Annotated in this window: 19 protein-coding genes; 10 read left to right on the forward strand and 9 right to left on the reverse strand. The window is 46.5% G+C overall.

Annotated features, from left to right (window positions below):
- The first annotated feature begins 58 nt into the window (after positions 1–58).
- The gene (yejK, locus tag AC5YB3_RS21245; protein ID WP_006081997.1) at positions 59–1,087 is read left to right on the forward strand and encodes a nucleoid-associated protein YejK; all 1,029 of its coding nucleotides are present in this window, start codon (positions 59–61) and stop codon (positions 1,085–1,087) included.
- Positions 1,088–1,209: 122 nt separating this feature from the next.
- Here the strand turns inward: yejK and AC5YB3_RS21250 are convergent, their stop codons facing one another.
- The gene (locus tag AC5YB3_RS21250) at positions 1,210–2,244 is read right to left on the reverse strand and encodes a cytochrome-c peroxidase (RefSeq protein ID WP_494526123.1); all 1,035 of its coding nucleotides are present in this window, start codon (positions 2,242–2,244) and stop codon (positions 1,210–1,212) included.
- 781 nt (positions 2,245–3,025) lie between these two features.
- Between AC5YB3_RS21250 and AC5YB3_RS21255 the strand changes: the two genes are divergently transcribed.
- Positions 3,026–3,898, forward strand: a complete 873-nt coding sequence (locus AC5YB3_RS21255) for a 6-carboxytetrahydropterin synthase (RefSeq protein ID WP_006081995.1) — start codon at positions 3,026–3,028, stop codon at positions 3,896–3,898.
- A gap of 445 nt (positions 3,899–4,343) precedes the next feature.
- Positions 4,344–5,207, forward strand: a complete 864-nt coding sequence (locus tag AC5YB3_RS21260) for a M23 family metallopeptidase (RefSeq protein WP_494526124.1) — start codon at positions 4,344–4,346, stop codon at positions 5,205–5,207.
- A gap of 152 nt (positions 5,208–5,359) precedes the next feature.
- On the opposite strand, the gene AC5YB3_RS21265 is transcribed toward AC5YB3_RS21260, so the two are convergent.
- The 3 genes from AC5YB3_RS21265 to AC5YB3_RS21275 all read right to left on the reverse strand — a co-directional run bounded on the left by AC5YB3_RS21265 (position 5,360) and on the right by AC5YB3_RS21275 (position 7,296).
- A complete protein-coding gene (locus tag AC5YB3_RS21265) occupies positions 5,360–5,620 on the reverse strand; it encodes a DUF5062 family protein (RefSeq protein WP_494526125.1) in 261 nt (86 codons plus the stop codon).
- 307 nt (positions 5,621–5,927) lie between these two features.
- On the reverse strand, positions 5,928–6,608 hold the full coding sequence (locus AC5YB3_RS21270) for a VOC family protein (protein WP_494526126.1): 681 nt from the start codon (positions 6,606–6,608) through the stop codon (positions 5,928–5,930).
- Between the two features lie 175 nt (positions 6,609–6,783).
- On the reverse strand, positions 6,784–7,296 hold the full coding sequence (locus tag AC5YB3_RS21275) for a L,D-transpeptidase family protein (protein WP_049793100.1): 513 nt from the start codon (positions 7,294–7,296) through the stop codon (positions 6,784–6,786).
- A gap of 452 nt (positions 7,297–7,748) precedes the next feature.
- Between AC5YB3_RS21275 and AC5YB3_RS21280 the strand changes: the two genes are divergently transcribed.
- Entirely contained in the window at positions 7,749–8,603 is an 855-nt protein-coding gene (locus AC5YB3_RS21280; RefSeq protein WP_006086228.1) for an ion transporter, read from the forward strand.
- A 48-nt stretch (positions 8,604–8,651) separates the two neighbouring features.
- Positions 8,652–10,199, forward strand: coding sequence for an MATE family efflux transporter (locus tag AC5YB3_RS21285; RefSeq protein ID WP_432369850.1), 1,548 nt, complete (start codon positions 8,652–8,654; stop codon positions 10,197–10,199).
- 179 nt (positions 10,200–10,378) lie between these two features.
- Here AC5YB3_RS21285 and AC5YB3_RS21290 read toward each other — a convergent pair whose 3' ends face one another.
- On the reverse strand, positions 10,379–10,576 hold the full coding sequence (locus tag AC5YB3_RS21290; protein ID WP_006081988.1) for a DUF2986 domain-containing protein: 198 nt from the start codon (positions 10,574–10,576) through the stop codon (positions 10,379–10,381).
- A 350-nt stretch (positions 10,577–10,926) separates the two neighbouring features.
- Between AC5YB3_RS21290 and yqfB the strand changes: the two genes are divergently transcribed.
- A complete protein-coding gene (yqfB, locus tag AC5YB3_RS21295) occupies positions 10,927–11,244 on the forward strand; it encodes a N(4)-acetylcytidine aminohydrolase (protein WP_432369849.1) in 318 nt (105 codons plus the stop codon).
- A 129-nt stretch (positions 11,245–11,373) separates the two neighbouring features.
- On the opposite strand, the gene AC5YB3_RS21300 is transcribed toward yqfB, so the two are convergent.
- The 4 genes from AC5YB3_RS21300 to AC5YB3_RS21315 all read right to left on the reverse strand — a co-directional run bounded on the left by AC5YB3_RS21300 (position 11,374) and on the right by AC5YB3_RS21315 (position 20,337).
- Positions 11,374–14,421, reverse strand: a complete 3,048-nt coding sequence (locus AC5YB3_RS21300; RefSeq protein WP_494526127.1) for an efflux RND transporter permease subunit — start codon at positions 14,419–14,421, stop codon at positions 11,374–11,376.
- Positions 14,418–17,675, reverse strand: a complete 3,258-nt coding sequence (locus AC5YB3_RS21305; protein ID WP_432369848.1) for an efflux RND transporter permease subunit — start codon at positions 17,673–17,675, stop codon at positions 14,418–14,420. Before AC5YB3_RS21305 ends, AC5YB3_RS21300 begins: the two co-directional genes overlap by 4 nt.
- A 12-nt stretch (positions 17,676–17,687) precedes the next feature.
- A complete protein-coding gene (locus tag AC5YB3_RS21310; protein WP_006081984.1) occupies positions 17,688–18,752 on the reverse strand; it encodes an efflux RND transporter periplasmic adaptor subunit in 1,065 nt (354 codons plus the stop codon).
- A gap of 298 nt (positions 18,753–19,050) precedes the next feature.
- Positions 19,051–20,337 carry a citrate synthase gene (locus AC5YB3_RS21315; RefSeq protein ID WP_006081983.1) on the reverse strand — a complete coding sequence of 429 codons (1,287 nt, stop codon included), beginning with the start codon at positions 20,335–20,337 and terminating at the stop codon, positions 19,051–19,053.
- Positions 20,338–20,751: 414 nt separating this feature from the next.
- Here AC5YB3_RS21315 and sdhC point away from each other — a divergent pair, with 414 nt between their 5' ends.
- The 4 genes from sdhC to AC5YB3_RS21335 are packed head-to-tail and all read left to right on the forward strand — an operon-like array spanning position 20,752 to position 23,974.
- Positions 20,752–21,147 carry a succinate dehydrogenase cytochrome b556 subunit gene (sdhC, locus tag AC5YB3_RS21320; protein WP_006081982.1) on the forward strand — a complete coding sequence of 132 codons (396 nt, stop codon included), beginning with the start codon at positions 20,752–20,754 and terminating at the stop codon, positions 21,145–21,147.
- Positions 21,141–21,488 (forward strand): succinate dehydrogenase, hydrophobic membrane anchor protein, encoded by a 348-nt coding sequence (gene sdhD / locus AC5YB3_RS21325; protein WP_006081981.1) that lies wholly within the window; start codon positions 21,141–21,143, stop codon positions 21,486–21,488. Before sdhC ends, sdhD begins: the two co-directional genes overlap by 7 nt.
- Positions 21,489–23,255 carry a succinate dehydrogenase flavoprotein subunit gene (sdhA, locus tag AC5YB3_RS21330; protein ID WP_011847025.1) on the forward strand — a complete coding sequence of 589 codons (1,767 nt, stop codon included), beginning with the start codon at positions 21,489–21,491 and terminating at the stop codon, positions 23,253–23,255. It begins immediately after the preceding gene.
- 11 nt (positions 23,256–23,266) lie between these two features.
- The gene (locus AC5YB3_RS21335; protein WP_006081979.1) at positions 23,267–23,974 is read left to right on the forward strand and encodes a succinate dehydrogenase iron-sulfur subunit; all 708 of its coding nucleotides are present in this window, start codon (positions 23,267–23,269) and stop codon (positions 23,972–23,974) included.
- Positions 23,975–24,185 lie beyond the last annotated feature (211 nt).

Consider the following 24,185-nt stretch of genomic DNA (forward strand, 5'->3'; position numbering starts at 1 on the left):
TTGGAATGGATTAGCGGCATATAATAGCGGAATTATCCCAGTATCACTATCAGGGCTTATGAGTATTAACATCGAACACGCAATTATTCACGAGATTTCTCAGGACAGTCAGGGGCAATTACGCTGCCGTTTGCGTCCTCAACCTCTGCTGAACGGTCAGGCGGTCGAGGTGATGCTCGACGAGTTGCATCAAACTTATACGGGAAAGGCCGGTAAAGGTTTTGGCTATTTTGGTATCCATGGCGACGACGGTGAGGCCAATCCTGCTTTTGCCAATGCGTTAACTCAATACCGTGGCGGCGATTTAGGGTTTGTGGAATTTTCAGGCCAAGCCAGTAAATTACTACAAGAAGAATTGTCGAAATACGATTTCAGCCAAGGCGGTTTTTTGCTGATGTCTTGCTACACCAGCATCACCAGCGATTATCTGTTTGTCGCCTTATTAAGTGCTAAGTCATCGATGACTGTGCTAGACGATATGGAACTGTCGCAAAATAATCATTTGGATTTAAACAATATCCAACTGGCGGCGCGCATCGATTTAACCGAGTGGCAAGCCGATAAAGACTCGCGTAAATACATTTCCTTTATCCGCGGCCGTGCGGGACGCAAAGTTGCCGACTTTTTCCTCGACTTTATGGGCTGCGTTGAAGGCGTTAACACTAAGGCGCAAAACAAAACCTTAATGAATGCGGTTGAAGATTTTGTTGCCAGCAGTGAGTTGACGAAAGACGAGCGTCAGCAGTGCCGCAATAAAGTGTTTGAATATTGCAGTGAGCGCTTCGATGAAGGCGCTGACATCGAGATCAAAGACTTGGCCGATGAGTTAGCCGATCAAGGTATGGACTCTTTCTACGATTTTGCCCGTGGCGGCAGTTATGATCTCGATGAAGAGTTTCCGGCCGATAAATCGACCCTGCGCCAATTGAAGAAGTTTTCAGGTACTGGCGGCGGCGTAACGTTAAGTTTTGATGGCGGCCACTTAGGTCAACGGGTGATTTACGATCCCATCTCGGACACTATTTTAATCAAAGGTGTACCTGCAAACTTAAAAGATCAGCTCGACCGTCGTCTTAAAGGCGAATAAGCCACGATAAACCTGTTGGTTTAATCAAGGTAACGAACGTGAAAAGGCCGAGAGTGTTTACTCTCGGCCTTTTTGTTGGGTCTGTTCCGTCCTAAATAGCGTTGTCGATTTAGTGATTATTACTACTTTAATGGCTCACTGCTAACTGGCTTGCTACTCATTGGATCATGGCTAAAAGGTACTGGTCGCGGTGTGTTCTTGTTGGATGGCGGCAAATTCGGCAAGGTGATCTGAGGTTGATCTCCCGTCAACGAGACGAGAAAGGCCACCATTTCTAGATTTTCTTTGTCCGACAGTTTTTGGCCTAATTGAATATCGGCCATAGTGTTCACCGCTTCTTCTAAGGTCCAGACACTGCCGTCGTGGAAGTAGGGATAGGTGAGTTCAATATTGCGCAGTGTCGGCACTTTAAAGACAAACTTATCGGCTTCTTTACCTGTGACTGCGATACGACCTTCGGCGGGATTATTGGTGTGGAAAGGTTTAATCAACCCCATCTTCATATACATAGTGCCACCGACGGCTGGACCGTTATGGCAGCTTACACACCCTTTGCTCTTAAACAGTTGGTAACCCGCTTTGGCATCCACACTGATCGCATCTTGCTTGCCCAATAAATATTGATCGAACGGACTATTTGGCGTGACTAAGGTTTTTTCAAAGGTGGAAATCGCATCGGTTAGGCGATCAATCGTGACGTTTTCATCGCCATAGACTTTGGCAAAATGCGCCCGATAGGCAGGCATAGAGGCAATAGTTTGTGTCGCGAGTGCATGGCTATAGCCCATTTCCTTCGGATTCTCGATAGGGCCAGCGGCTTGCGCTTGTAAATCACTGGCGCGGCCATCCCAAAATTGCGCCAGCATATAATTGGCATTGAGCACTGTGGGCGAGTTAATCGGGCCTTGTTGCCAATTATGGCCAACAGAGGTTGGTAGGGCATCGACTCCGCCAGTGGCTAAATTGTGGCAAGAGTTACAGGAGATGTAGCCCGATTTGGATAGCCTTGGTTCGAAGAACAGCATTTTACCGAGTTCAACTTTCTCCGGTTCGGTGACTTTCACCGCTTTTATCACTTCGATGGGTTCAGCACTGATGGCATGGGCACTGGCGAAAATACCCGCAATGAAAATAGCAATAGATGTGAGTTTGATCATCTTGTTTTTCCTGTATAACCTTAATTAAATTGTGGTTTACAAAGGGATGGTAGAGGTTAATGTTAATAATTGATAACACCTTGTTTCGATTGGGTCTATCGCTGTTGCGGATTAAGCTTTTGCGATCTCATTCGCTGTTTTGACTGTGTTATTTTGCTAGGTTGAATCCTGTTTCGGTTAGGGTTTTATCTGTTAATCGGCAAGGTCGATGCATAGTGACTTTTTTGTCTATCAATATCTGATGATTACCCTGTTTTCTCGATTAATATCTCGCACGATTAAGGTAGTGATAAACCCAAACAAGCAAAATGATGGACACGGGCGTGTTAAGGCGTGGGATATTGGCACCGTTAGCGTTGAAAATGGCGGACTCATTTTTGGGCAAATGCACTTTTTGTTAGAGTTAATGCAATACTTGGCTTGAGTGCAGGGCAAAAGTTTTAATGCGTTTTAATACACAGTGAGTTTTTAATAAAGAATAGGGTTTTAATACAACTCAGGATCAGAATGCTGCTCTGGGTTTGAACCAAAAACGGGTTCCTAAACTAAGCATTAAGTATCATTGCTGGATTTTTGCGTACCTGATACAAAAATAGAGACTCAACCCAATACAAATTTGCGGCTGAGCTGATTCATTTGTCGCGACAAGCGGCGGAATTGATTAGAATCTCCATTCATGTTGAGTTTACTCGTTTTGGGTACTCAAGTTAGCACGCTCGGCCATCGCTAAGTGGTGCTTTCAAATTAAGTAGGTGGACTGTTTTTCTGCCGAGGAGCGTTAATGCAACTGTTTGTCAAAGATTTAACTGTGATCGATTTTTCCTATTTGTGCCCAAAGCGCGGCATGGTGGGAGAGAGTTGGATTGTCGATGTTCTGCTTGAGGGCGGATTAGACGAGCAAAACATGGTGCTCGATTTTGCTAAGGTGAAACGCACCATCAAGCAGACCATAGATGCGGTGGCCGATCATCGTTTACTTGTGCCTACGGCGTGCAGCAGTGTGCGTTGGCAGCAACAGGGCGATAGAGTGTGGATGGATTTTGATAGCCAGTTAGGTGAAATCCATTTGGCCTGTCCTTCCCAAGCCTTTGCCTTAGTGCCGACCGAACAAATTGATATTCCAAGCGTGAATGCTTTTTTACAGAAAGCGTTACGCGAAGCCTTACCTAAGAATGTCGAAGGGATCACGCTCACCTTGAGACATGAAATCCTCGATACGCCTTATTATCATTACAGCCATGGTTTACGTAAACATGATGGTAATTGCCAGCGTATCGCCCATGGACATCGTAGCCCAATTCATGTGTTTGAAAATGGCAGCCCAGCACCAAAGTGGGATGAGTATTGGGCCAAGCGCTGGCACGATATTTATTTAGGCAGTGAAGAGGATTTGGTTTCTGTTGACACCCTGAATTTATCGTCTCAGACGCGGATCACCGATGACAGTCATTATGGTTTCCATTACCAAGCGCCCCAAGGGGATTTCCAATTGGCGATGCCAAAGGAAGGCTGTGATTTAATTCCCCATGACACGACGGTTGAGTTGTTAGCCGACTATATTGCCACGACACTCGTTGCTAAAGTGCCCGGAAGTCAGTTTAAAGTGGTGGCATTTGAAGGTGTGGGTAAAGGCGCGATTGTTTCTAAGGGATAAGCACTAAGTTCGGGTAGCTAAGTTTAGGTAAATAGAGCCGAGTAAATATAAATTACTTGCTGAATGAGCCTCGGCAGATTGTCGGGGCTTTTTTGTGTCTTCATAACCTTAGATAAAGCGCGATTGCTATTGTATGCAATACATCATTAGGTATTTGCGCCGCTGTGGATCGATTTTTAGGGCGGGTTAGGTTAACGTGACGCATGGATTTAATCGGTCAGAGTATAGTGATTCAGTGTTAGCGATGAGTTAGTGGTGTGCTGGTGATGTGTTAGTGTCGTGCAGAACGCATTCAATGGGCATTGCCCTGAGTTGACCATCGAGAAGATTTTTTGTGAAGAGGTTTAGGGTTATGATGTTCGAGGCTAAGATGCCCGATAATAGAATATTAGGAACTCAGATTTTGGAAACTATTGGTTTGGGAAACGTTTCGGGAAGAAATAAGATGTTGGGAAATCGTTTAACGGCATGGTTAACCTTGGGCCTAGTGCTCATTGCGCCTCAGGTACAAGCTGAGGTGAGTTTACAGGGTAAGTTAGAGCAAGGCGCATTAATGCGGGGTCAAGCGCCAGCGGGCACTCAGATTAGCTTAAATGGTGAAGCCATTAAGGTCACGCCTGACGGTCATTTTGCCTTTGGTTTTGATCGCGACGGTGAATTGAGCCAGCAGCTAACCTTGGTTTATCCCGATGGTTTGACTGAGGTTAAGCCTTTAACTTTGGCCAAGCGTGAGTACGATATTCAAAGTGTCAAGGGCATTAGTTCTAAGATCATGAAGCCCGATCCCGTCGCGCAGGAAAGAGCGGCGAAAGACACGGCGCAGGTAAAAGCGGCGCGGGCAACATTTAGCGAGCAAACGGCTTTTTTACAGGCGTTTATTTGGCCGCTGACGGGGCGTATTTCCGGGGTTTATGGTAGCCAACGTATTTATAACGACGTACCCGGTAATCCACACTTTGGTGTGGATGTGGCGGCGAAAACCGGCACTGTCGTGGTAGCGCCCGCCGATGGTGTGATAAGCCTTTCTGTTCCAGATATGTTTTATTCGGGTGGGACTATGGTGATCGATCATGGTTACGGCGTAAGTTCAAGCTTTTTGCATTTGAGTAAGTTGTACGTCAACGCGGGTGAAGTGGTTAAGCAAGGTCAAGCCGTGGCAGAGGTGGGTTCGACAGGCCGTGCTAATGGCCCGCACTTAGATTGGCGAGTGAACTGGTATCAAATGCGCCTCGATCCCACGACCATAGTGCCACCCATGGCAACTGTGCTGGCGAATAAGAAAGCTAACAAAGTGGCTAAAAAGGGCTAGATACGATATACAGTTCTTACACACTAAAATGGCGCAATGATGCGCCATTTTTTATGATTCTTATCCTTAGCACTCAGTGAGTTGGATTTTTCTAGACTCGTTTGAACTGTCCGCTTACAGATAATGAGTTTCAACCGATTAGCTTAAAAAGATTACTTCAATAATGGATGATCGGCGGGTAGCTGGCGGGTGATCCACAAAATCAGTTTGTGTTTCATGTTTGGCCCATTTTCTTTATCTTTGGCCAGTGGCTGGATTAAGTTGTCGGTGACCAGTAAACGGTAAATACATTCCACTTTGTCTTTGGGCGAGATGCCCTTGTCGAAGTCCGCATATCCGCGTTTTTTGGCATAGCCCACGCCGATTTCCATGGCGAACTTCAATATTTGCGCTTCGTTCTTGTGTGGCTTCATTGGCGATCCTCTGTTTGCACATCGAATCCATCAAGTGGACTCGATAATGTGTGCCTGATGGCATCAGCGAGTTATACGTCCTAAGTTACGCTAAATATGCTGTTTTCGAGATTTAATTTTGGCAATTTTTGACAAAACTACCAAAAAAAGGGCCTAAAGATGATCTGGATACTGAGTCTGAACACTGAACCTGATTGATATAGCCATCAACAGATTTGTTCGTTAAGACAAGTGCGGTCAGTGCCAATGGAAATCTAAGCTCAATGCTATCTTCTTGCAGATATTAAGCTCGCCTAAAATAGGCTGCCTACGTTTGCTCGCTGGCGATCACTGCTTTTATGCCATGGGGATGCACTTTAATGCACACATCATCGCGCTTAAAGGCAATCGTCGGATTGGCTAAACGCTCTTTATCCCCTTTGGGCGAGCTCATCTTAATTTTTATCCCAGCAAGGGATGCTAAGCTTTGTGAGTTCAAGCCTTGTGAACTTAAGCCTTGTGAGCTTGACTGAACGGGCTCTGCAGTGTGCTCCGATGGCAGTAAGGCGCTGAGTTTGGGACACAGGGCGAGCAAATCTTGGCTCAGGGTATCGCAATCTTTGGCTTTAGAATCAATGACTAGCTCTATGTGTTCCCAGCCTTCTTGCGGATAGACTTTGTCGCTGGGGTAGGGAAGTTCAACACAGGCAATGCTGAATTGACCGAGCGTGAGTGGGGTATCCAGTTCGATAATCAGAATCGTACGGCCATTGATGATATTGTCTGAAATGATCTTACCTACACGGCTAAAGGTATCGCGCAGGGCATCGGCACTGGCGATGGAATTGACGCGCAGCGCGACATGATCGCAAACCAGTGCTTTATCCGCTAAGCCTAAGGTTTCAAGTAAGGCTAAAATCTGTGCTTCGAAGGCGGGCCAGCTTTGGGTTAATTGCTCATAGCTGATGTTTGTGCTCTGCGGCGTGGCAGCTTCATTGGATGATGACATATAGGCTCCAAGGCATGTGTATTGCCGTTAGTTTTTATCCCTTACACAAACTAACGGGGATAATACAGCTAACGATATGATGTAAATGGTTAAATAAAAACGCCCATTAAGCTGGGCGTGTTTGATATCGTGCAATTATCTATTTGGCGTGTTGCCATCGGGAAGTTGGCTAAAGTTACGGCCAAATCTCAATCGGTGTTCCTTCATCGACAACTTTCCACACTTCATCCATTTCGGCGTTGGTTATCGCGATACAGCCGTCGGTCCAGTTGTATTGCTGGGCTTGTTCTGGCGACAGCGGCGACTTAGGGTTCTGGCCGTGGATCATGATCATGCCACCGGGTCTAATGCCTAAAGCTTTGGCTCTGAGTTTATCTTCTTCGTTGGGATAGGAAATATGGATCGATTTATAATAGGCACTGTCTGGCTTTTTATAATCTAAGGTATAACGCCCCTGTGGTGTGCGTTGATCGCCTTCCTTTAATTTGTGTCCTGCGGGCAAGTCACCCATGGCAATGCGATATTGTTTGAGTATTTTGCCATCGCGCAATAAAGCCATACTGGATTCGGATTTAGTGATCACCACAAGATCCACTTTACCCATGCCAGAGGCATGTAATACGGGTGAAACGAGTGCCGCGATAGTCACAGTGAGGGAGGTCAATGTGGAAAGTAGGGTGGCGCGCATGAAGTCCTCGAAAATTAACACTAGTTGTTGGCTTTTTTCGGCATCATACCGCAATTTTATCCTGCTGTGAGTAGATAATTTTGAGCTGAGTGCAATTGCATGGCAGACTCGTGGCATATTTATGATGTAATACCAATCGTATTAAATATCTGTTCATTCAGCGGGAGTTCAACGCGCTTTAGACAAGGCGAAGGCTTGAAGGCATAGTGGTGCTCTGTCGAAAGCCTTAAACGCAGTATAAAGTGCGTTGCCATGCCGTTAACATCAGCCGCCCTTCGGGAGCCTCACAGGCATCCCACTCCGGTGTTGCATTGACTTAAAAGGGAATAACCATTTCTTCGTCAATGCGCCTTGGATTGAGATGCCTGTGAGGCTCTGAACTGATTAGATATTTAATGTGATTGGTATCATCCCAGTGTTACTTAGTTTGTTGCAAGGAAGTCAAAGTTTGTATGTCTGAAAATATCGAATCCGAAAGCCCATTAAAACGTCAATTACGTACCATTATTTTTGGCACTGATACCCCCGCTGGCCGCTATTTTGATATCGCCTTAATGGTGTGTATTGTGCTGAGTGTCGGTTTGGTGTTCCTCGATACGGTGGAAATGTTCCATCGTGAATATGGGCAGATTATTCGCGTCTTGGAATGGGTTTTTACTGTCATCTTTACTATTGAATATGGCCTACGTTTGTACTGTGCGACTCATCCCGTGCTATATGCCCGCAGTTTTTATGGCGTCGTCGATTTATTATCGGTATTGCCAAGTTATCTGGCGTTACTGATCCCAGGCGCCAACTTTACCTTAGTCATCCGGATACTGAGGTTATTTAGGATTTTCCGCGTACTCAAATTACTGCGTTATTTGAGCGAAGGAAATGTGCTGCTTAGGGCGATGATGCAGTCGAGCCGTAAGGTTTTTTTGTTTTTCTTCTCGGTCAGTTTGATCGTTATGGTGCTCAGTGCGGTAATGTATGTGGTTGAAGGGCCTGATAATGGCTTTAGTTCAATTCCAAAATCAGTCTACTGGACGATTGTGACGATTACCACTGTAGGTTACGGCGACATTACCCCTAAAACGGGATTAGGACAGGCGATTGCGGCCTTTACTATGCTGATTGGTTACTCGATTATTGCGATCCCAACGGGGATTTTAACTGCGGAAATCTCCCAAGAAGTAGGACGTCATCGAGATTTACGCTCGTGTAATCAATGCCATAAAACCGGTCACGATCTTGATGCCATGTACTGTAGCCGCTGCGGATGCGAGTTAGATAGCCTAGATACCCCCGTTGAAAAAGGCGCTTAGTCATTGCTTTGGCTGACACTTATTATTTTTTGCAGGTAAAACACACGTATGACGCAAGCCAAGTTTGTTGAAGGCCCCATATTACGCCACATCTTAGTGATGAGTTCGACCGCTGCGGTGGGGATTTCTGCCTTATTTGTGGTGGATTTACTGGATATCTTTTTTCTGAGTTTATTGGGGGAGCATGAGCTTGCTGCTGCTGTGGGTTATGCGGGCAGTATCTCCTTTTTCACTACGTCCATTGGGATAGGCTTATCAATTGCTTTAGGCGCTTTAGTGTCTCGCTCGATTGGCGCAAAAGATGTGGTGCTGGCAAAGCGGTTATTGCTCAATAGCGCAGTGGTGACAACGCTGATTAGCGTGCTGGTGGCCGCCGTGGTCACCACCTTCATCCCTGAGTTGGTTGCCTTAGTGGGCGCGAGTGGCCATACGGCTGAGCTCGCCGCCAGCTACTTGTATATCTTAGTGCCTTCCTTGCCCTTTATTTGTCTTGCGATGGCGCTCGGCGGGGCTTTGCGCGCCGTGGGTGATGCTAAGTTATCCATGATGTCGACCTTAGCGGGCGGCGGAGTCAATGCGGTGCTCGACCCGATTTTTATCTTCCTGTTCGCCATGGGGATAGAAGGCGCGGCATTGGCCTCCGTCTTAGCGCGGGTGGCGGTATTTGTGATTGCTGGCCGCGGTGTTGTGGTTAAGCATAAGTTGTTAGGTCATTTCGATAAGGCGCACTTTGTCGCCGATCTTAAACCCATTTTTGCCATTGCGGGACCTGCGATGTTAACCAATGTGGCGACGCCCATCGGTAATGCCTTTGTGACCCGAGCCATTGCCGATTTCGGTGACGCTTATGTGGCGGGCTGGGCGGTATTAGGGCGCTTAATCCCAGTGACCTTTGGGATGATCTTTGCGCTCTCGGGCGCGATTGGCCCTATTGTTGGGCAAAACTTTGGTGCGGGGCAGTTTGACCGAGTGCGCGAGAGTTTAACCCGCGCCATCCAGTTTTGTACTGTGTATGTGTTGGTGATGTCTCTGTTGCTGTTTGTGCTTAAGTCGCATTTGGTCAATGTGTTTGATATGAAGGGTGACAGCGCCGACCTTATCCACTTCTTCTGCAGTTATATAGCGGTATTCTTTATCTTTTCGGGGATTTTATTTGTGGCAAATGCGTCCTTTAATAACCTCGGCAAGGCTAAATATTCCACCCTGTTTAACGTCGGTAAAGCCACCTTAGGCACAGTGCCTTTTGTGTATTTTGGTGCACTCTGGGGCGGAGTTTACGGCGTATTGATTGGGCAAATATTAGGGTCTATTTTGTTTGGCACCTTAGGTGTGTGGGTTGCTTATCGTTTAGTGGATAAAGTGGCGGCGCAGGCCCAGTTCTCCTCGATGGCGAATGTCGGTGGCGTCAATGCCGCTCCCCACAATGTTGCGCTGACTGAGGAAGAAGAAATCGCTAACTGTGTGGCAGAGAACTTGCCGAGCGCGACTAATCCGCTTTCATCCTCCTGCGTGCAGATGGCGCAATTAACCGAGGAGCAAGAGAGTGAGTCGGTATTGCCGATAACGTATTTGGAAGAAGGTAAAAAGCCGAACTGACTTTAGAGGCTATGTGGTTTGCCAAAGCCGGCTGAATACAGAAAAACAAAATGCCACAAGATTGCTTGTGGCATTTTTGTTTGAAGCGGCGTCTGCAGTTAATTTAGTCGGGTTAACAATGCACAACAATACGCCGCTAGAAAGCGTTATTCTGCGGTACGCTTATTCTTCAGTACTGCTTATTCTTCAATGCTTGGCGCGTCTTGTTGGCCTTCGACTTGTTCAGTCGTGGCTTCTACTGCCGCCATTTTTGCGCGATCGGCCTTAGAGATGTAACCTGATTTCGCTGGTGAGCCGATAGTCACGGGATCGACTTTATTCAGTCTGGCCTTAGCGCGTTTAGCTATTTTCTTGATGATCTTTTGTTTCTTGTTCATGACGTCTCTAATTTCGTTTCGCACCCGCTATGCGCAGGAATATGAGGCCAAGGGCTCAATTGAGGGCGGATTCTAACTCAATCTGAGCTAACTGACTATGTTTTGCTGAATTGTTTTACTGAAAACTGTCGAAAAGAACCGCAACTTTTTGGCGGTCAATTTTGCAATAGCGCGTTTTCACGGGAGTTTGACTCAATGGGCAGTACAGGGATGAGTGCAATCGATGTCGAGTATTTTGCGCTATATGCTGTCAGTTGGCGTTAAAAGCCATTATATTGCCCCGCATTATTAGTGCAATAAACTGACGCCAATGTCATTTTTATTGCTCATATACAATCCGAGGATAAGCTGTGTTACTCACTAAAATCACTTTTTTCGAGCGTTTTGAACACGATATCTTAAGTGGCGCGAAAACTATTACCCTGCGCGATGAAGCCGAATCCCATGTGATAACGGGGCAAATTCTGCCTGTGTCCACCTTTGAAACTGACCGCTGGTTTTGTGATATCCAGATTATCGATGTCACGCCAGTAAAGTTAACTGAGCTCACCGAGATGCATGCCAAACAAGAGAATATGACTCTGCCACAGTTACGCGATGTGATTGCAGAGATTTATCCCGGCCTTGAGCAATTGTTTATGATCCGCTTTATGATTTTGTCGCAGTAATCTGCCACAATAAAATGTGCAGTGAGAAATTCTCGCTAAATTAATAAATAAAAAAGGCTGCGCTGCAGCCTTTTTGTTCATTGTTTTAATCTCACTTGCTTCAAAAGCATATTCAGTTGTTCAAGCTGGCTACACTGTCCAAGGTAGTAGCTTTTGAGCTACGCGGTCGGCTTGGCCTAAACGAATGGCGGCACGATGGCGCATTCGATACAAGGCTTGGTAGCACAAGGGCACTAAGTACAAACTAGTCAAAGTCGAGAACGACAAGCCACCAATAATGGCGATTGCCATGGGCGAATACGGTGGGCCGCCGCCACCGATTTGGGTTTCACCCATCGCCAGTGGAACTAAGCCCAACACTGTGGTGCCCACAGTCATCAATACTGGGCGCAAACGCGTGATACACACGTCTCGAATAGTGGCGGACAATTTGTCGAGATCCGGCGTCATCTGGTTAATTTGATCCACCAGAACGATGCCGTTATTCACCACAATTCCCATTAAAATCAAGATGCCTATCATGGCCATCACAGAAATAGGCGTGCCCGTGATAAACAGCGCCCAGAATACACCTGTGATAGAAAATAGGATTGAAGTGATAATCGCCGTCGGTAATAACAGAGACTCAAACAGCGCCGCCATGACGATATAAATCATCGCGACAGCCAATAGCATATTGGTTGCCATCACATTCTGATCTTCATCTTGACGCTCGAATCCACCGCGTAATGAATAGTCGTAACCATTAGGGAAATGGATATTTTCCATCACTTGCTTGATCTTAGTTTGCGCTTCTTCCGTGGTGAGGTTTTCTAAGTTGGCGCCAATCGACAAAGAGGTTTGGCGATTAAAGTGCTTAATCGTATCGAAGCGAGGTTGGATTTCAATCTTCGCTAAGTTATCTAAGGTGTACACCCTTTGGTCGATGCGCACTATCGGTAACTGCTTGAGTTTTTCGAGCGACTTTTGCCACTCTTTCTCATAGGCCATTTCGATGCGCAGTTCGCCATTAGGATCGTGTCGGAACGATCGCAGCGGTGAACCGCGCAGTGCCATAGAGATACTCGAAGCGATTTCATTGAGTTTTAAATCTAACCGCGCCGCCATTTGCCTATCGATGCGGATAACCACTTCCTGTTGCGCACCGTTAAGCTCAGAGCGAACATCTTGCATTCCTTTGATATTTTGCAGTAAAGGGATTACTTGTTCGCTTAAGTTAATCAGCTCAGAGGTTGAGCGACCTGTGAGCGTCACGCGCACTCCAGAGTTGTCATTGCCCCAACCAAATTGCGGTTTGGCGATCGAATACTTAGGGAAGCCGCTGCGGATTTTCTTTTTCAACTCATCCAGTGGCATAGGCAAGTCTTTCTTCAGCAATATCACTGATGAACCATCGTCGGATGAGTAGTAGCTGTAGACAGAATCAATATGAAATTCCTCTTTATTTTTATAAAGATAGTCTTCCATTTGATTGACCATAGCTTCAGTCACATTGAGATTATGGCGACCTTCCACTTGATAGTTGATGTAAATCCGCTCCTTGCTCTGGCTGTCTTCTTGATCCTGTTTGACCATAGACAGCGGCAGGGCGGTGGACGCGAGAATGGCCACCGCAATAAAGCCTGAACGCCAAGGCCTCAGCAATACCCAGTTAAGTGTATTGTTGTAGAAGCGTTGTAACTTACCGGCATCCTTCTCGGGCGCGATGTCAAAGTGAAACTTTGTCAACATCAAAGGGATCAAGGTTTTAGCAACCAGTAGCGATGCCGCAAGCGAGATACAAATCGCGATGGCAACATGCTCGAGGAAAATCGTCAGCTCCACTTTCACGCCAAAAATATTGGGTAAAAATACGATGGCAGTGGTCATAGTACCCGCCAATACAGCGAGGGACACTTTATCGACCCCAGTCATCACTGACTCTTCATTATCCTTGGGTGATTTGCCTTGTTTCTCCTGCAGCACGCTCTCGGTCACCACCACAGCGTTATCAATTAACATACCAATGGCGAGCAAGAGTCCCATCATAGACAGGATATTCAAGCTGTAACCGAGTAAATACATGGCGGCGAGCGTCATACCGATGGAAATCGGCACAGACGACACGACCACTAAGGTCATTTTCAGATTACGCAGGAATAAGTACAGCACCACAAAGGACAGCAGAGCACCGATTAAACCCGAAAACAGTAAGTCCATCAGGGAGGATTTTACCCCTGAGGCTTGATCTTCCATGATAAACAGCCGAATACCTTGGAACTGTTGATCTTGTTTCGCTAGTTCGATGACTTTTAGTACGCGTTCTGACACTTCGACTAAGTTAGCGCCTGATTCCTTAAACACATCTAAACCGACAGCATAGTGCTGATCTAAATGGCGACCTTCGATACGCTCTGGCAAGGCAAACTGCACATCTGCAATATCGCCTAAGGTCAATCCTGGGATCAGCACCAGTGCTTTGATATCTTCAAGGTTTCTAAACTCGCCCTTCGGCGACACTTGATAAACGATGTTACTGGCCCTGAGTGTGCCAGCGCTAATCACAAAGTTTTCTTTGCCGAGGCGGGCTTGCAAGTCGGTGGCTGAAAATCCACTGGCGGCAAGACGGTCGGCATTGATGCGCACTTCAATCTGCTTTTGTTCAACGCCGTACAGGCTGACCTTAGAGACACCTTCAACACGTTCAAGCGGACGTTTAAGCTGTTTATCGAGTAAATCGAATGCGCCTGACAGCTCGCGGTCGCTAGATATACGTATCGTGAGCACAGGCATGTCGGCGGTGGAGAATTGGCGAATAAAGACCCGCTCAACATCCTTTGGCAGTAAATGCCGCACCGCATCGATTTTTTCCCGCGCTTCTAGGCTCTTAGTCGCAACGTTCTCGCCCCACTTCATGTTGATTTCGATTTCAGAACCTTCTTGGGAAGATTCTGATTCGAGCTCATCAATCCCACCCATAGTGGCGAGGGATTCCTCCAGCACTTTGGTGATATCGCGCTCTACTTCAGCGGGGGTTGAGCCCTTGTAGGGCACTTGCACCACAATCTGCGGAATATCGATACCGGGGAACATTTCCAGCGGTAACAAATGACTCGAGGCGAGACCAAACAGCAAGATAGCAAAGAAGAACATGCTGGTGGTCACGGGACGCTTAATGGCTAAACGGGTGAGGTTCATGGGCGAGCCTCCTCAACGTCATGCGCGATATTTGTTGCTGCAACGTCATACACTTTACGGTCGAACAGGGCGTAGAGCACTGGCAGCACAATTAAGGTCAGTAAAGTGGATAAACTCAGACCAAAGATCACTGTAATCGCCATAGGTGCACGCACCTCTGAACCATCGCCTAACCCCAGCGCCATCGGCAATAAGCCTAAGGTGGTGGTGAGCGTTGTCATCATAATGGGGCGTAGGCGCGATTTAGCGGCGGCGCGAATAGCATCGAGTTTTTCAACACCTTCACTACGCAGTTGGTTGATGCGATCCACAAGCACAATCGCGTTGTTCACTACGATACCCGCCAACATGATAAGGCCGATAAACACCACCACACTCAAATGGGTTTGGGTGATATACAGACCCAGCACGCTACCTGCCAATGCCATAGGCACGGCAAAGAGGATAAGCAAGGGATGTAGCAGTGACTCAAACTGACTCGCCATCACTAAATACACTAAGAAAATCGCTAAGATAAGGGCAATTTTGAGTGACTGGAATGAGTGCTCCATTTCCTCATTTTGACCACCAAATCGGGCTTGAACCGATGCCGGTAGCACCTGTTGCGACAGTATTTGCTGCGCCTGTGCCACCGCATCGCTTAAGTCACCGTAGGCGAGGTTAGCCGACACCAGTGCCACACGTTGCTGGCTGATACGGTTAATCGCCGAGGGGCCTAATTGTAATGACACTTCGGCAACCGCACTTAAAGCAATAGGTTGATTGCTGTTCGGGTTGATGATTAGGGCATCGATATCGCTGATTTGATCGCGCTCGGCGAGTTCACTGCGCACCAGAATATCAATCTTACGATCACGTACCGTGTATTGGCTGGCAATGGTGCCGCCAACGCGCTGAGCAATGCGGTTCGCAACTGTTGGCGCATCCATTCCGAGCGCTGCTAACCTTGCATGATCGAAACGGATACTCAGCTCAGGTTGACCATCGCGCAGACTGGTATTTACGTCAGCAAAACGATCTGATGCGGATAATGCTTTGACTAGACTATCAGCACTGCGCTTGAGCAAGTTCAAATCGTAACCCGTGAGCTCAATCTCCAGTGGCGTTTTAAAGCTGAATAACTCAGGTTGCTCAATTTTTGCTTCAAGTTCAGGAATGCGGCGCGCGGTATCACGCAGCACTTCTGTGATCGCGTTATAGGCACTGTGATCTGTCAGCACCACTTGTAAGCGGCCCCAGTTTTCACCACCGCGGGCAGTATCTGAAGTCATCAAACCACCGCTACCGGCTTGGCTATAGGCATGTTTGACTTCGGGTCTGTCCTTGATAGACAACGCGAGTTGTTGCAAAACCTTATCGGTTTCACTCACCGCCGTACCTGGTGGCAGTAGGATCTCCACATAAAACTCGCCCTGATTCATTGGCGGAATAAGCTCCATACCTAGGCGAGGTAACAGGCTAATACATGCGCCCGTTATCGCAATGGTGAGCAGCAGTGTGGTCATTTGTTGACGCAGCGCCGAGGCTAGCAGCTTGTGATAAACCTTCTCGATACTGTGATAGACAAAGTTAAATCCTGAACTCAAAGGACGCATGATTAGACCTATAAGCCACGAGAAGAAGCGGCCTAAAATCAGCACTAAGGTCAACAATGCACTTGGTAAGTAACTAAACATTAATAGAATAGGGAAGGAAAACACAGTCGCGCTATAGTGTTTAAACTTACCCATTTTAGTGGTGGGTTTATCCTTAGGCGTGGTTTTTATCAGTGCGGGTAAGGTTTTAAAGCCTTCGCGCGATGCCAGCATAGGGATAGAGGTTAAGGCGACTAATAGCGAGGCCAACAGGGCAAAGGTGACCGTCAGCGCTTGGTCAGAGAACAGAGCGCCGGCAATCCCATCGACAAATACTAAGGGCACAAACACCGCAAGGGTCGTCAGTGTGGAGGCGAAAATCGCGCCTGCTACTTCTTTAGTTCCAGTGACTGCTGCGTCTAACTTATTCATGCCTTCGCTGCGACAGCGGTCGATGTTCTCTAATACCACAATGGCGTTATCGACTAATAGACCAATGGCCAGCGCGATACCACCTAATGACATGATGTTTAAGCTAATATCGGCAAAATACATCATGTTAAAGGTGGCGATGACTGAAAAGGGAATCGAGATGGAAATAATCAGCGTTGGGATGATGTTACGCAGGAACAGGTAAATCACCAGCATAGATAATAAACTGCCCATCAGCGCCGAAGACGTGACTTCACTGACCGCACTTTCGATAAACTCGGATTGATCGTAAATCACTTCGAGTTTGTTTTGCTTAGGATCTTGATTGATTTTGACAAGCTCATCGCGTAGTTTTTTGGCGACGGCGACAGTGTTAGCATCACCTTCTTTATAAATCGCCAGTTCAATCGACTCTTGGCTACCGATGCGGGTGATATCACTGCGCTCTTTATAGGCATCCGTAATCGTAGCGACTTCGAATAAACGTACTAAGGTTTGCTCGTCGCGATAGACGATCACTTGGCCCAGTTCTTCCAATGAATTGAATTGGTTAAGTGTGCGCACTAAGTATTCGCGATCACCTTGGATCACTTTACCGGCAGAGAGGTTAATATTCTCTTCATTAATGCGACGTTTAATGTCGTCGGCATTGAGGTTAAGTTGCGATAGTTTTTCTTGATTGAGCTGAATGTGTACTTCTTGCTCTAAACCACCGGATAAACGCACGGCGGCGACCCCAGAAAGCGCTTCTAAGCGACGCTTAAGCTCTTCTTCTGCGTAGGTGCGCATTTGCTTAAGATCGGCTTCTGAGGCATTGGGTACAGACAACGCGAGACGCATGATCGGGTCAAGGTTGGGGTTAAAACGCAGTAATAATGGCTTTTTAACGTCCAAAGGCAGGGCGATAGTGTCGAGTTTTTCGCGCACATCTAAACTCGCCATGTCCATTGTGGTGCCCCATTCAAATTCGAGCACTACATCTGACATGCCTGAGCGCGAAATAGAGCTGATTTTACGTAAGCCTTTGACCACGCCAACGGCTTCTTCAATCGGTTTAGAGACAAGCTGTTCAACTTCTACTGGCGCCGCACCGTCATACATAGTGCGAATAGTTAATGTGGGATAGCTTAAGTCTGGCAGTAACTTCACCGCTAAGCGGGAAAATCCCACCATACCGAATAAAATCACCGCCAGCATGAACATCCATACCGTGACTGGCCGTTTAACGGAAGTGCTGATAATTGACATGAAAGGCTCCTATCAGTTCTTAGCGGAAGCAAGATCGAGTGGGGTGATCACTTCGACTAAGGATTGGTCTTTCAAGTTTTGCTGGCCACGGGTCACGACTTGTTCACCTGGGTTAATGCCTGCAATCACTTCTACAGAGTCACCTTCACGGTAGCCAATTTCGACTTCACGGCGGTTAGCATTAGTACCATCGATAACATACAGAGCTTGCCTGTTATCTTGGTTAATCAGGGCGCTATAGGGAACGGTAATCACGTTTTCATGGGTGTCATACTTAAGCTCAACACGGGTAAACATGCCTGCTTTTAGGCGCGCCTCTTGATTCGGTACGGCTAATGTCACTTTGAACGTGCCACTTTGTGGGTCAACAATCGGGCTTATCCGCAGCACTTTGGCATGGATAGCATTTTTACTTTGTTGATTGCTGAACACTTGTGCTTCTTGGCCGAGTCTTAAGCTGGCAAGTTGTTGCTCTGGCAGATGGACTATACCGTGGAGTTCATCTTGATTAACGATATAAAACAAGTCGCCAAATTCCTTCGCCATGTTGCCTGCTTTCACATAACGTTTAGCGACGACGCCGCTAATAGGGGACAGTACGCGGCTTTCTCTGACTTGTAGCTCGGCAAGATCTTTCTTGGCGATGGCGGCTTGCAAGTTATACTCAAGTTTGGCCATCGAATCTGCGCTGATAAATTCTTTGTTGCCCATTTTCTTCAGACGATTCAATTCCTGCTCAATGATTTTAACTTCGGCTTCTGAGCGGTCTAAATCGTATTGCTGTCTTTTGGCATCGATAACGGCGAGCACTTGACCCTTCTGCACGCGGTCACCTTCTTCAACGGCCAATGATTCAATGAGTCCAGAAATGCGGCTGACGACATTGGCTTCTTGAGGTGCTTCTAAGGTGGCTGTTGTGCTGTAGAAAGATGAAACGTTTCCTTGCATCACTGTGGTGGTTTCGACGGGAATGGCATATTTTTCTTCTTTTTTAGCCACTTCTTCCTTACCACAGGCTGCTAGCATTGAAATCATTAGCAAGGGGAGGGCGAATTTAGCAATGTTTGACTTTTCCATAAGTGTGTTACCTGTTGTCTTTATTGTGATGCCATTTGATAGCAGAAACCGTGCCAACATTAAATATAGCTTAATTTCATATAGTTAAGCTATATTTAAGTTAAGACTAATGTGCGAATTCCACTAAATGTAGCTAAAAAGTTTAAAAAGTGATGAGAATAACTAAAGGCGGTTAACAGCGGTTACGCAAGTAGGCAATTGCAACAATGTATTTTGTCTAACAAGGGGAGTGTCAAAGGGGATTTTTTGATATGAAAAAAGCGCCCTCAGGCGCTTTTTAATGCGTAAGTCGTGGGACTTAGCGTTTGTCTTGTGCGACGAAATCACGCGCAGTTTCGCCAGTGTATAACTGACGTGGACGGCTGATTTTGTGGCCTGGTTGATCTAACATTTCTTTCCAGTGTGCAATCCAGCCTACAGTACGTGCCAGTGCGAACAGCACAGTGAACATACTGGTTGGAATACCAATGGCTTTCATGATGATGCCAGAGTAGAAGTCGACGTTTGGATACAGCTTCTTAGAAATGAAGTATTCGTCTTCAAGCGCAATGCGCTCAAGCTCCATTGCTACATCCAATAGTGGATCCTTAACTTTCAGTTCTTTCAGCACTTCGTGACAGGTTTCACGCATAACTTTGGCACGTGGGTCAAAGTTTTTGTAAACACGGTGTCCAAAGCCCATCAGACGGAATGGATCGTTCTTGTCTTTAGCACGTTCAATGAATTCAGGAATGCGGTCAACTGAACCGATTTCTTCTAACATTTGCAAACAGGCTTCGTTAGCGCCGCCGTGTGCAGGGCCCCAAAGAGACGCGATACCCGCTGCGATACACGCAAATGGGTTAGCACCTGAAGAACCGGCTAAACGTACGGTTGAAGTCGATGCATTTTGTTCATGATCAGCATGTAAAATGAAGATCCTGTCCATTGCACGTTCAACGATAGGGTTAACTATGTATTCTTCACATGGCACTGCAAACATCATGCTTAAGAAGTTGCCCGCATAGCTTAAGTCATTACGTGGGTACACGAATGGCTGGCCTGAAGAATACTTGTAGCACATGGCTGCTATCGTAGGCATTTTTGAGACTAAGCGATAAGCGGCTATTTCGCGGTGACGTGGATCGTTAACATCCAGAGAGTCTTGGTAAAATGCAGATAATGCACCCGTCACACCACATAACATGGCCATAGGATGAGCATCACGACGGAAACCTCTAAAGAAGAAGGCTAGCTGCTCGTGAACCATAGTGTGGGTTTTAACTGTATGTACAAACTCAGTATATTGCGCTTTAGTCGGCAGTTCACCGTAAAGCAGCAGATAACACAGGTCTAGGTAATCGGAGTCAACGGCGAGTTGATCGATTGGATAGCCACGGTGTAACAATATACCCAGATCACCATCAATATAGGTAATTGCAGATTCACAGGAGGCAGTCGCAAGAAAACCTGGATCAAAAGTGAAGTAACCTTTGCTGCCAAGTTTACTGATGTCGATTACGTCAAAACCAGCGGTTCCCTGCTTTACTGGCAATTCTATCGAGTCGTTCCCTGGTAATTCTAATTTGGCTTTTAAATCAGCCATACCCCGTTCTCCTTACTTAGTTCTTATCTGTGAGTGCGGCATGTCAAACCGCCATTACTTTACAGCCATTCTAGATCACATTTCAATTTAAATAAGCGTTTAAATTTGTTAGACCATGGTATAAATGCCTTTACTTTCCCATGCGGAACTGGCACTTACAGTAAAAATTCGTCAAAAAAACATAATTTGCATTCTGTGATGTTTGTATTTGACATTTGCCGCGAGTATACTTGCCTCGCCCAATAAGGGCCGCAAACAACGATTATAAAGCACCCTTTGTTTACATGTTAAATGAGTGCGTGCTCAGATAGTTAACTGTTTGTTTAAACTTTGCTTTTGTGTTTACTTTTGCCGTGATTCACATCCCAGTTTAAAGTTTGTACAAAAGCGGTTCACATAACAAAAAAATGCTCAATGGAGCTGAGTGAGCAGAACGTGAAAAAGCAAAGACCTGTCCATTTAGATCTGCAGACCATTCGCTTTCCTGCAACAGCGATTGTGTCAATTCTTCACCGTGTTTCCGGTGTCATCATGCTGTTCGCAGTTGGCATTCTCATTTGGTTGCTAAATTCATCTTTAGCATCAGCTGAAAGTTTCGCTGGCGTACAATCTCTATTCGATAACTTCGTTATGAAGTTCATCATGTGGGGCATTATGACTGCACTGGCGTATCACTTGTTCGGTGGCCTGCGCCACTTAGTAATGGATACCGGTCGTTGGGAAGAATTGTCATCGGGTGCCGCATCAGCGAAAGCTGTATTTGCCTTAACGGTAGCCTTTTCAATCATAGCGGGGATTTGGGTATGGTAACCAATGCAGCAAGTTTTGGACGCAGTGGTGTTCATGACTATATTCTACTACGCGCTAGTGCAGTGATCCTCGCCTGTTACACCATTTTCTTGGTTGGCTTTATTGCATGTAGTTCCCCTCTCACCTACGACGTGTGGCATAGCCTTTTTAGCGCTCTGCCTATGAAAGTGTTTACACTTCTGGCGCTGGTAGCATTATTAGTACACGCTTGGATTGGTGTATGGCAAGTGCTGACAGATTACGTCAAGTGCACGTCGTTACGTGGTGTTTTACAGTTCACCTTTGTCGTTACCGTTTTTTGTTATTTAGCGGCCGGCATTGTTATTGTGTGGGGTGTCTAAGTGAGTATTCCAGTACGCGAATTTGATGCTGTAGTGATCGGTGCCGGTGGCGCTGGTATGCGTGCAGCGCTGCAGATTTCCAAAGAAGGTAAAAGCTGTGCGCTTTTATCAAAAGTATTCCCAACTCGTTCTCATACCGTATCTGCGCAGGGTGGTATCACTGTTGCGTTAGGTAACGCACATGAAGATCATTGGGAACAGCATATGTACGATACCGTTAAAGGTTCCGATTTTATCGGTGACCAAGAAGCGATTGAGTTCATGTGTAAAACCGGTCCTGAAGCCGTTATTGAACTTGAGCAAATGGGTTTGCCTTTCTCTCGTTTCGAAAATGGCACGATTTACCAACGTCCGTTTGGTGGTCAATCTAAGAACTTTGGTGGCGAGCAGGCTGCACGTACTGCGGCAGCTGCCGACCGTACTGGTCATGCTTTGCTGCACTGTTTATACCAACAAAACGTTAAGCATAAGACGCAAGTCTTCTCAGAATGGTATGCATTAGATCTCGTTAAAAACGATGATGGCGCCGTTGTGGGTTGTACTGCGATTGAAATTGAAACAGGCGATATCGTTTATTTCAAAGCCAAAGCAACGATTCTAGCGACAGGTGGAGCAGGGCGTATTTACGCTTCGACCACTAACGCACATATCAACACCGGTGACGGAGTCGGTATGGCAATGCGTGCTGGCGTACAAATGCAAGACATGGAAATGTGGCAATTCCACCCAACTGGCATCGCCGGCGCGGGTGTACTTGTGACTGAAGGTTGTCGTGGTGAAGGCGGTTATCTGCTGAACAAAGACGGCGAGCGCTTCATGGAGCGTTATGCCCCTAACGCGAAAGATTTGGCATCACGCGACGTGGTAGCACGTTCAATGATGACTGAAATCCGTGAAGGTCGTGGTTTAGACGGTCCATTAGGTCCACACTGTTTACTCAAGCTTGATCACTTAGGTAAAGAAACATTAGAAGCACGTTTACCAGGCGTGTGTGAATTGTCTCGTACCTTTGCCCATATCGATCCGGCCGATGGTCCAATCCCAGTATTACCAACCTGTCACTACATGATGGGCGGTCTGCCAACTAAGGTCAGTGGTCAAGTTATTCGTAAGAATGAAGACGGCACTGAACAAGATGTTATCGGTCTGTTCGCTGTGGGTGAGATTGCCTGTGTATCTGTTCACGGTGCAAACCGCTTAGGTGGTAACTCATTGCTCGACTTAGTGGTCTTTGGCCGCGCAGCGGGTCAGCATTTAGGTAAAGCTTTGGATGAGACTGACGATCCAAAAGACGCAAGCGATGCGGATATTCAAGCATCTCTGGCCCGTCTGAATCGTTGGGAAAGCAACAAAGATGGCGAAGATCCAGCGCAAATCCGTAAGGATCTGCAACTGTGTATGCAATTAAACTTCTCTGTATTCCGTCGTGGCGATGCTATGGCTGAAGGTTTAGAGCAGTTGAAAGTGATCCGCGAACGTCTTGCAAATGCTAAATTGTCTGATAACTCTCGTGAATTCAACACTCAACGTATTGAATGCTTAGAGTTAGATAACTTAATGGCAACGGCGATTGCAACGGCTTATGCGGCTAACTTCCGTACTGAAAGCCGCGGTGCTCACTCACGTGAAGATTATTTAGAGCGTGATGATGAGAACTGGTTATGCCACAGCTTATTTGACCCAATCACTGAAACGATGGATCGTCGTGCAGTGAACATGGCACCTAAGTTACGTGAAGCATTCCCGCCGAAGAAACGTACCTACTAGGAGTTGCAAAGATGAAATTGACATTTGCAGTTTATCGCTACAATCCTGACGTAGATACTAAACCGTATATGCAGGATTACACCTTAGAAGTGGCTGAAGGCTCTGACATGATGGTGCTCGATGCACTGATCAAGTTAAAAGAGCAAGATCCGACTCTGTCATTCCGTCGCTCATGCCGTGAAGGTGTGTGTGGTTCTGACGGCGTGAACATGAATGGTAAGAATGGTCTGGCGTGTATTACTCCAATTTCAACCTTTAAAGGCAAGAAATTAGAAATACGTCCATTACCAGGTATGCCAGTTGTTCGTGACTTAGTCGTTGATTTAACTCAGTTCTATAAGCAGTATGAGAAAATCAAGCCTTACCTCATCAATGATGAGAAAGCACCAGCCCGTGAACACTTACAATCACCTGAAGAGCGTGCTCATTTAGATGGTCTGTACGAATGTATCATGTGTGCCTGTTGTTCTACGGCTTGCCCATCATTCTGGTGGAATCCTGATAAGTTTATCGGTCCAAGCGGTCTGCTTCACGCATATCGTTTCTTGATCGACAGTCGCGATACAGCAACAGAAGAACGTTTATCTGAGCTGGACGACGCCTATAGCGTGTTCCGTTGCCACGGCATCATGAACTGCGTTGACGTTTGTCCAAAAGGTCTTAATCCGACTAAAGCAATTGGTCATATTAAGTCCATGCTGTTGAAGCGAGCAGTGTAATGCGAGAACCCGAGCTGAAACCAATAATAATATAGCTCTTGAAGAGTCACTTTCTGGTAGCAGAAGGTGACTCTTTTGCGTATGTAATGGAAGACAACGCGCCGTATATCTGGACATCTAGGGGCGGCAGAAATTATGCGTCGAAGGTAATCTCTACAGACTGCATATTTAATACTATGGCTAAGCACGTGTATAAAGTTTGAAAGGAATA

It is taken from the genome of Shewanella sp. 1311 (assembly GCF_059338235.1).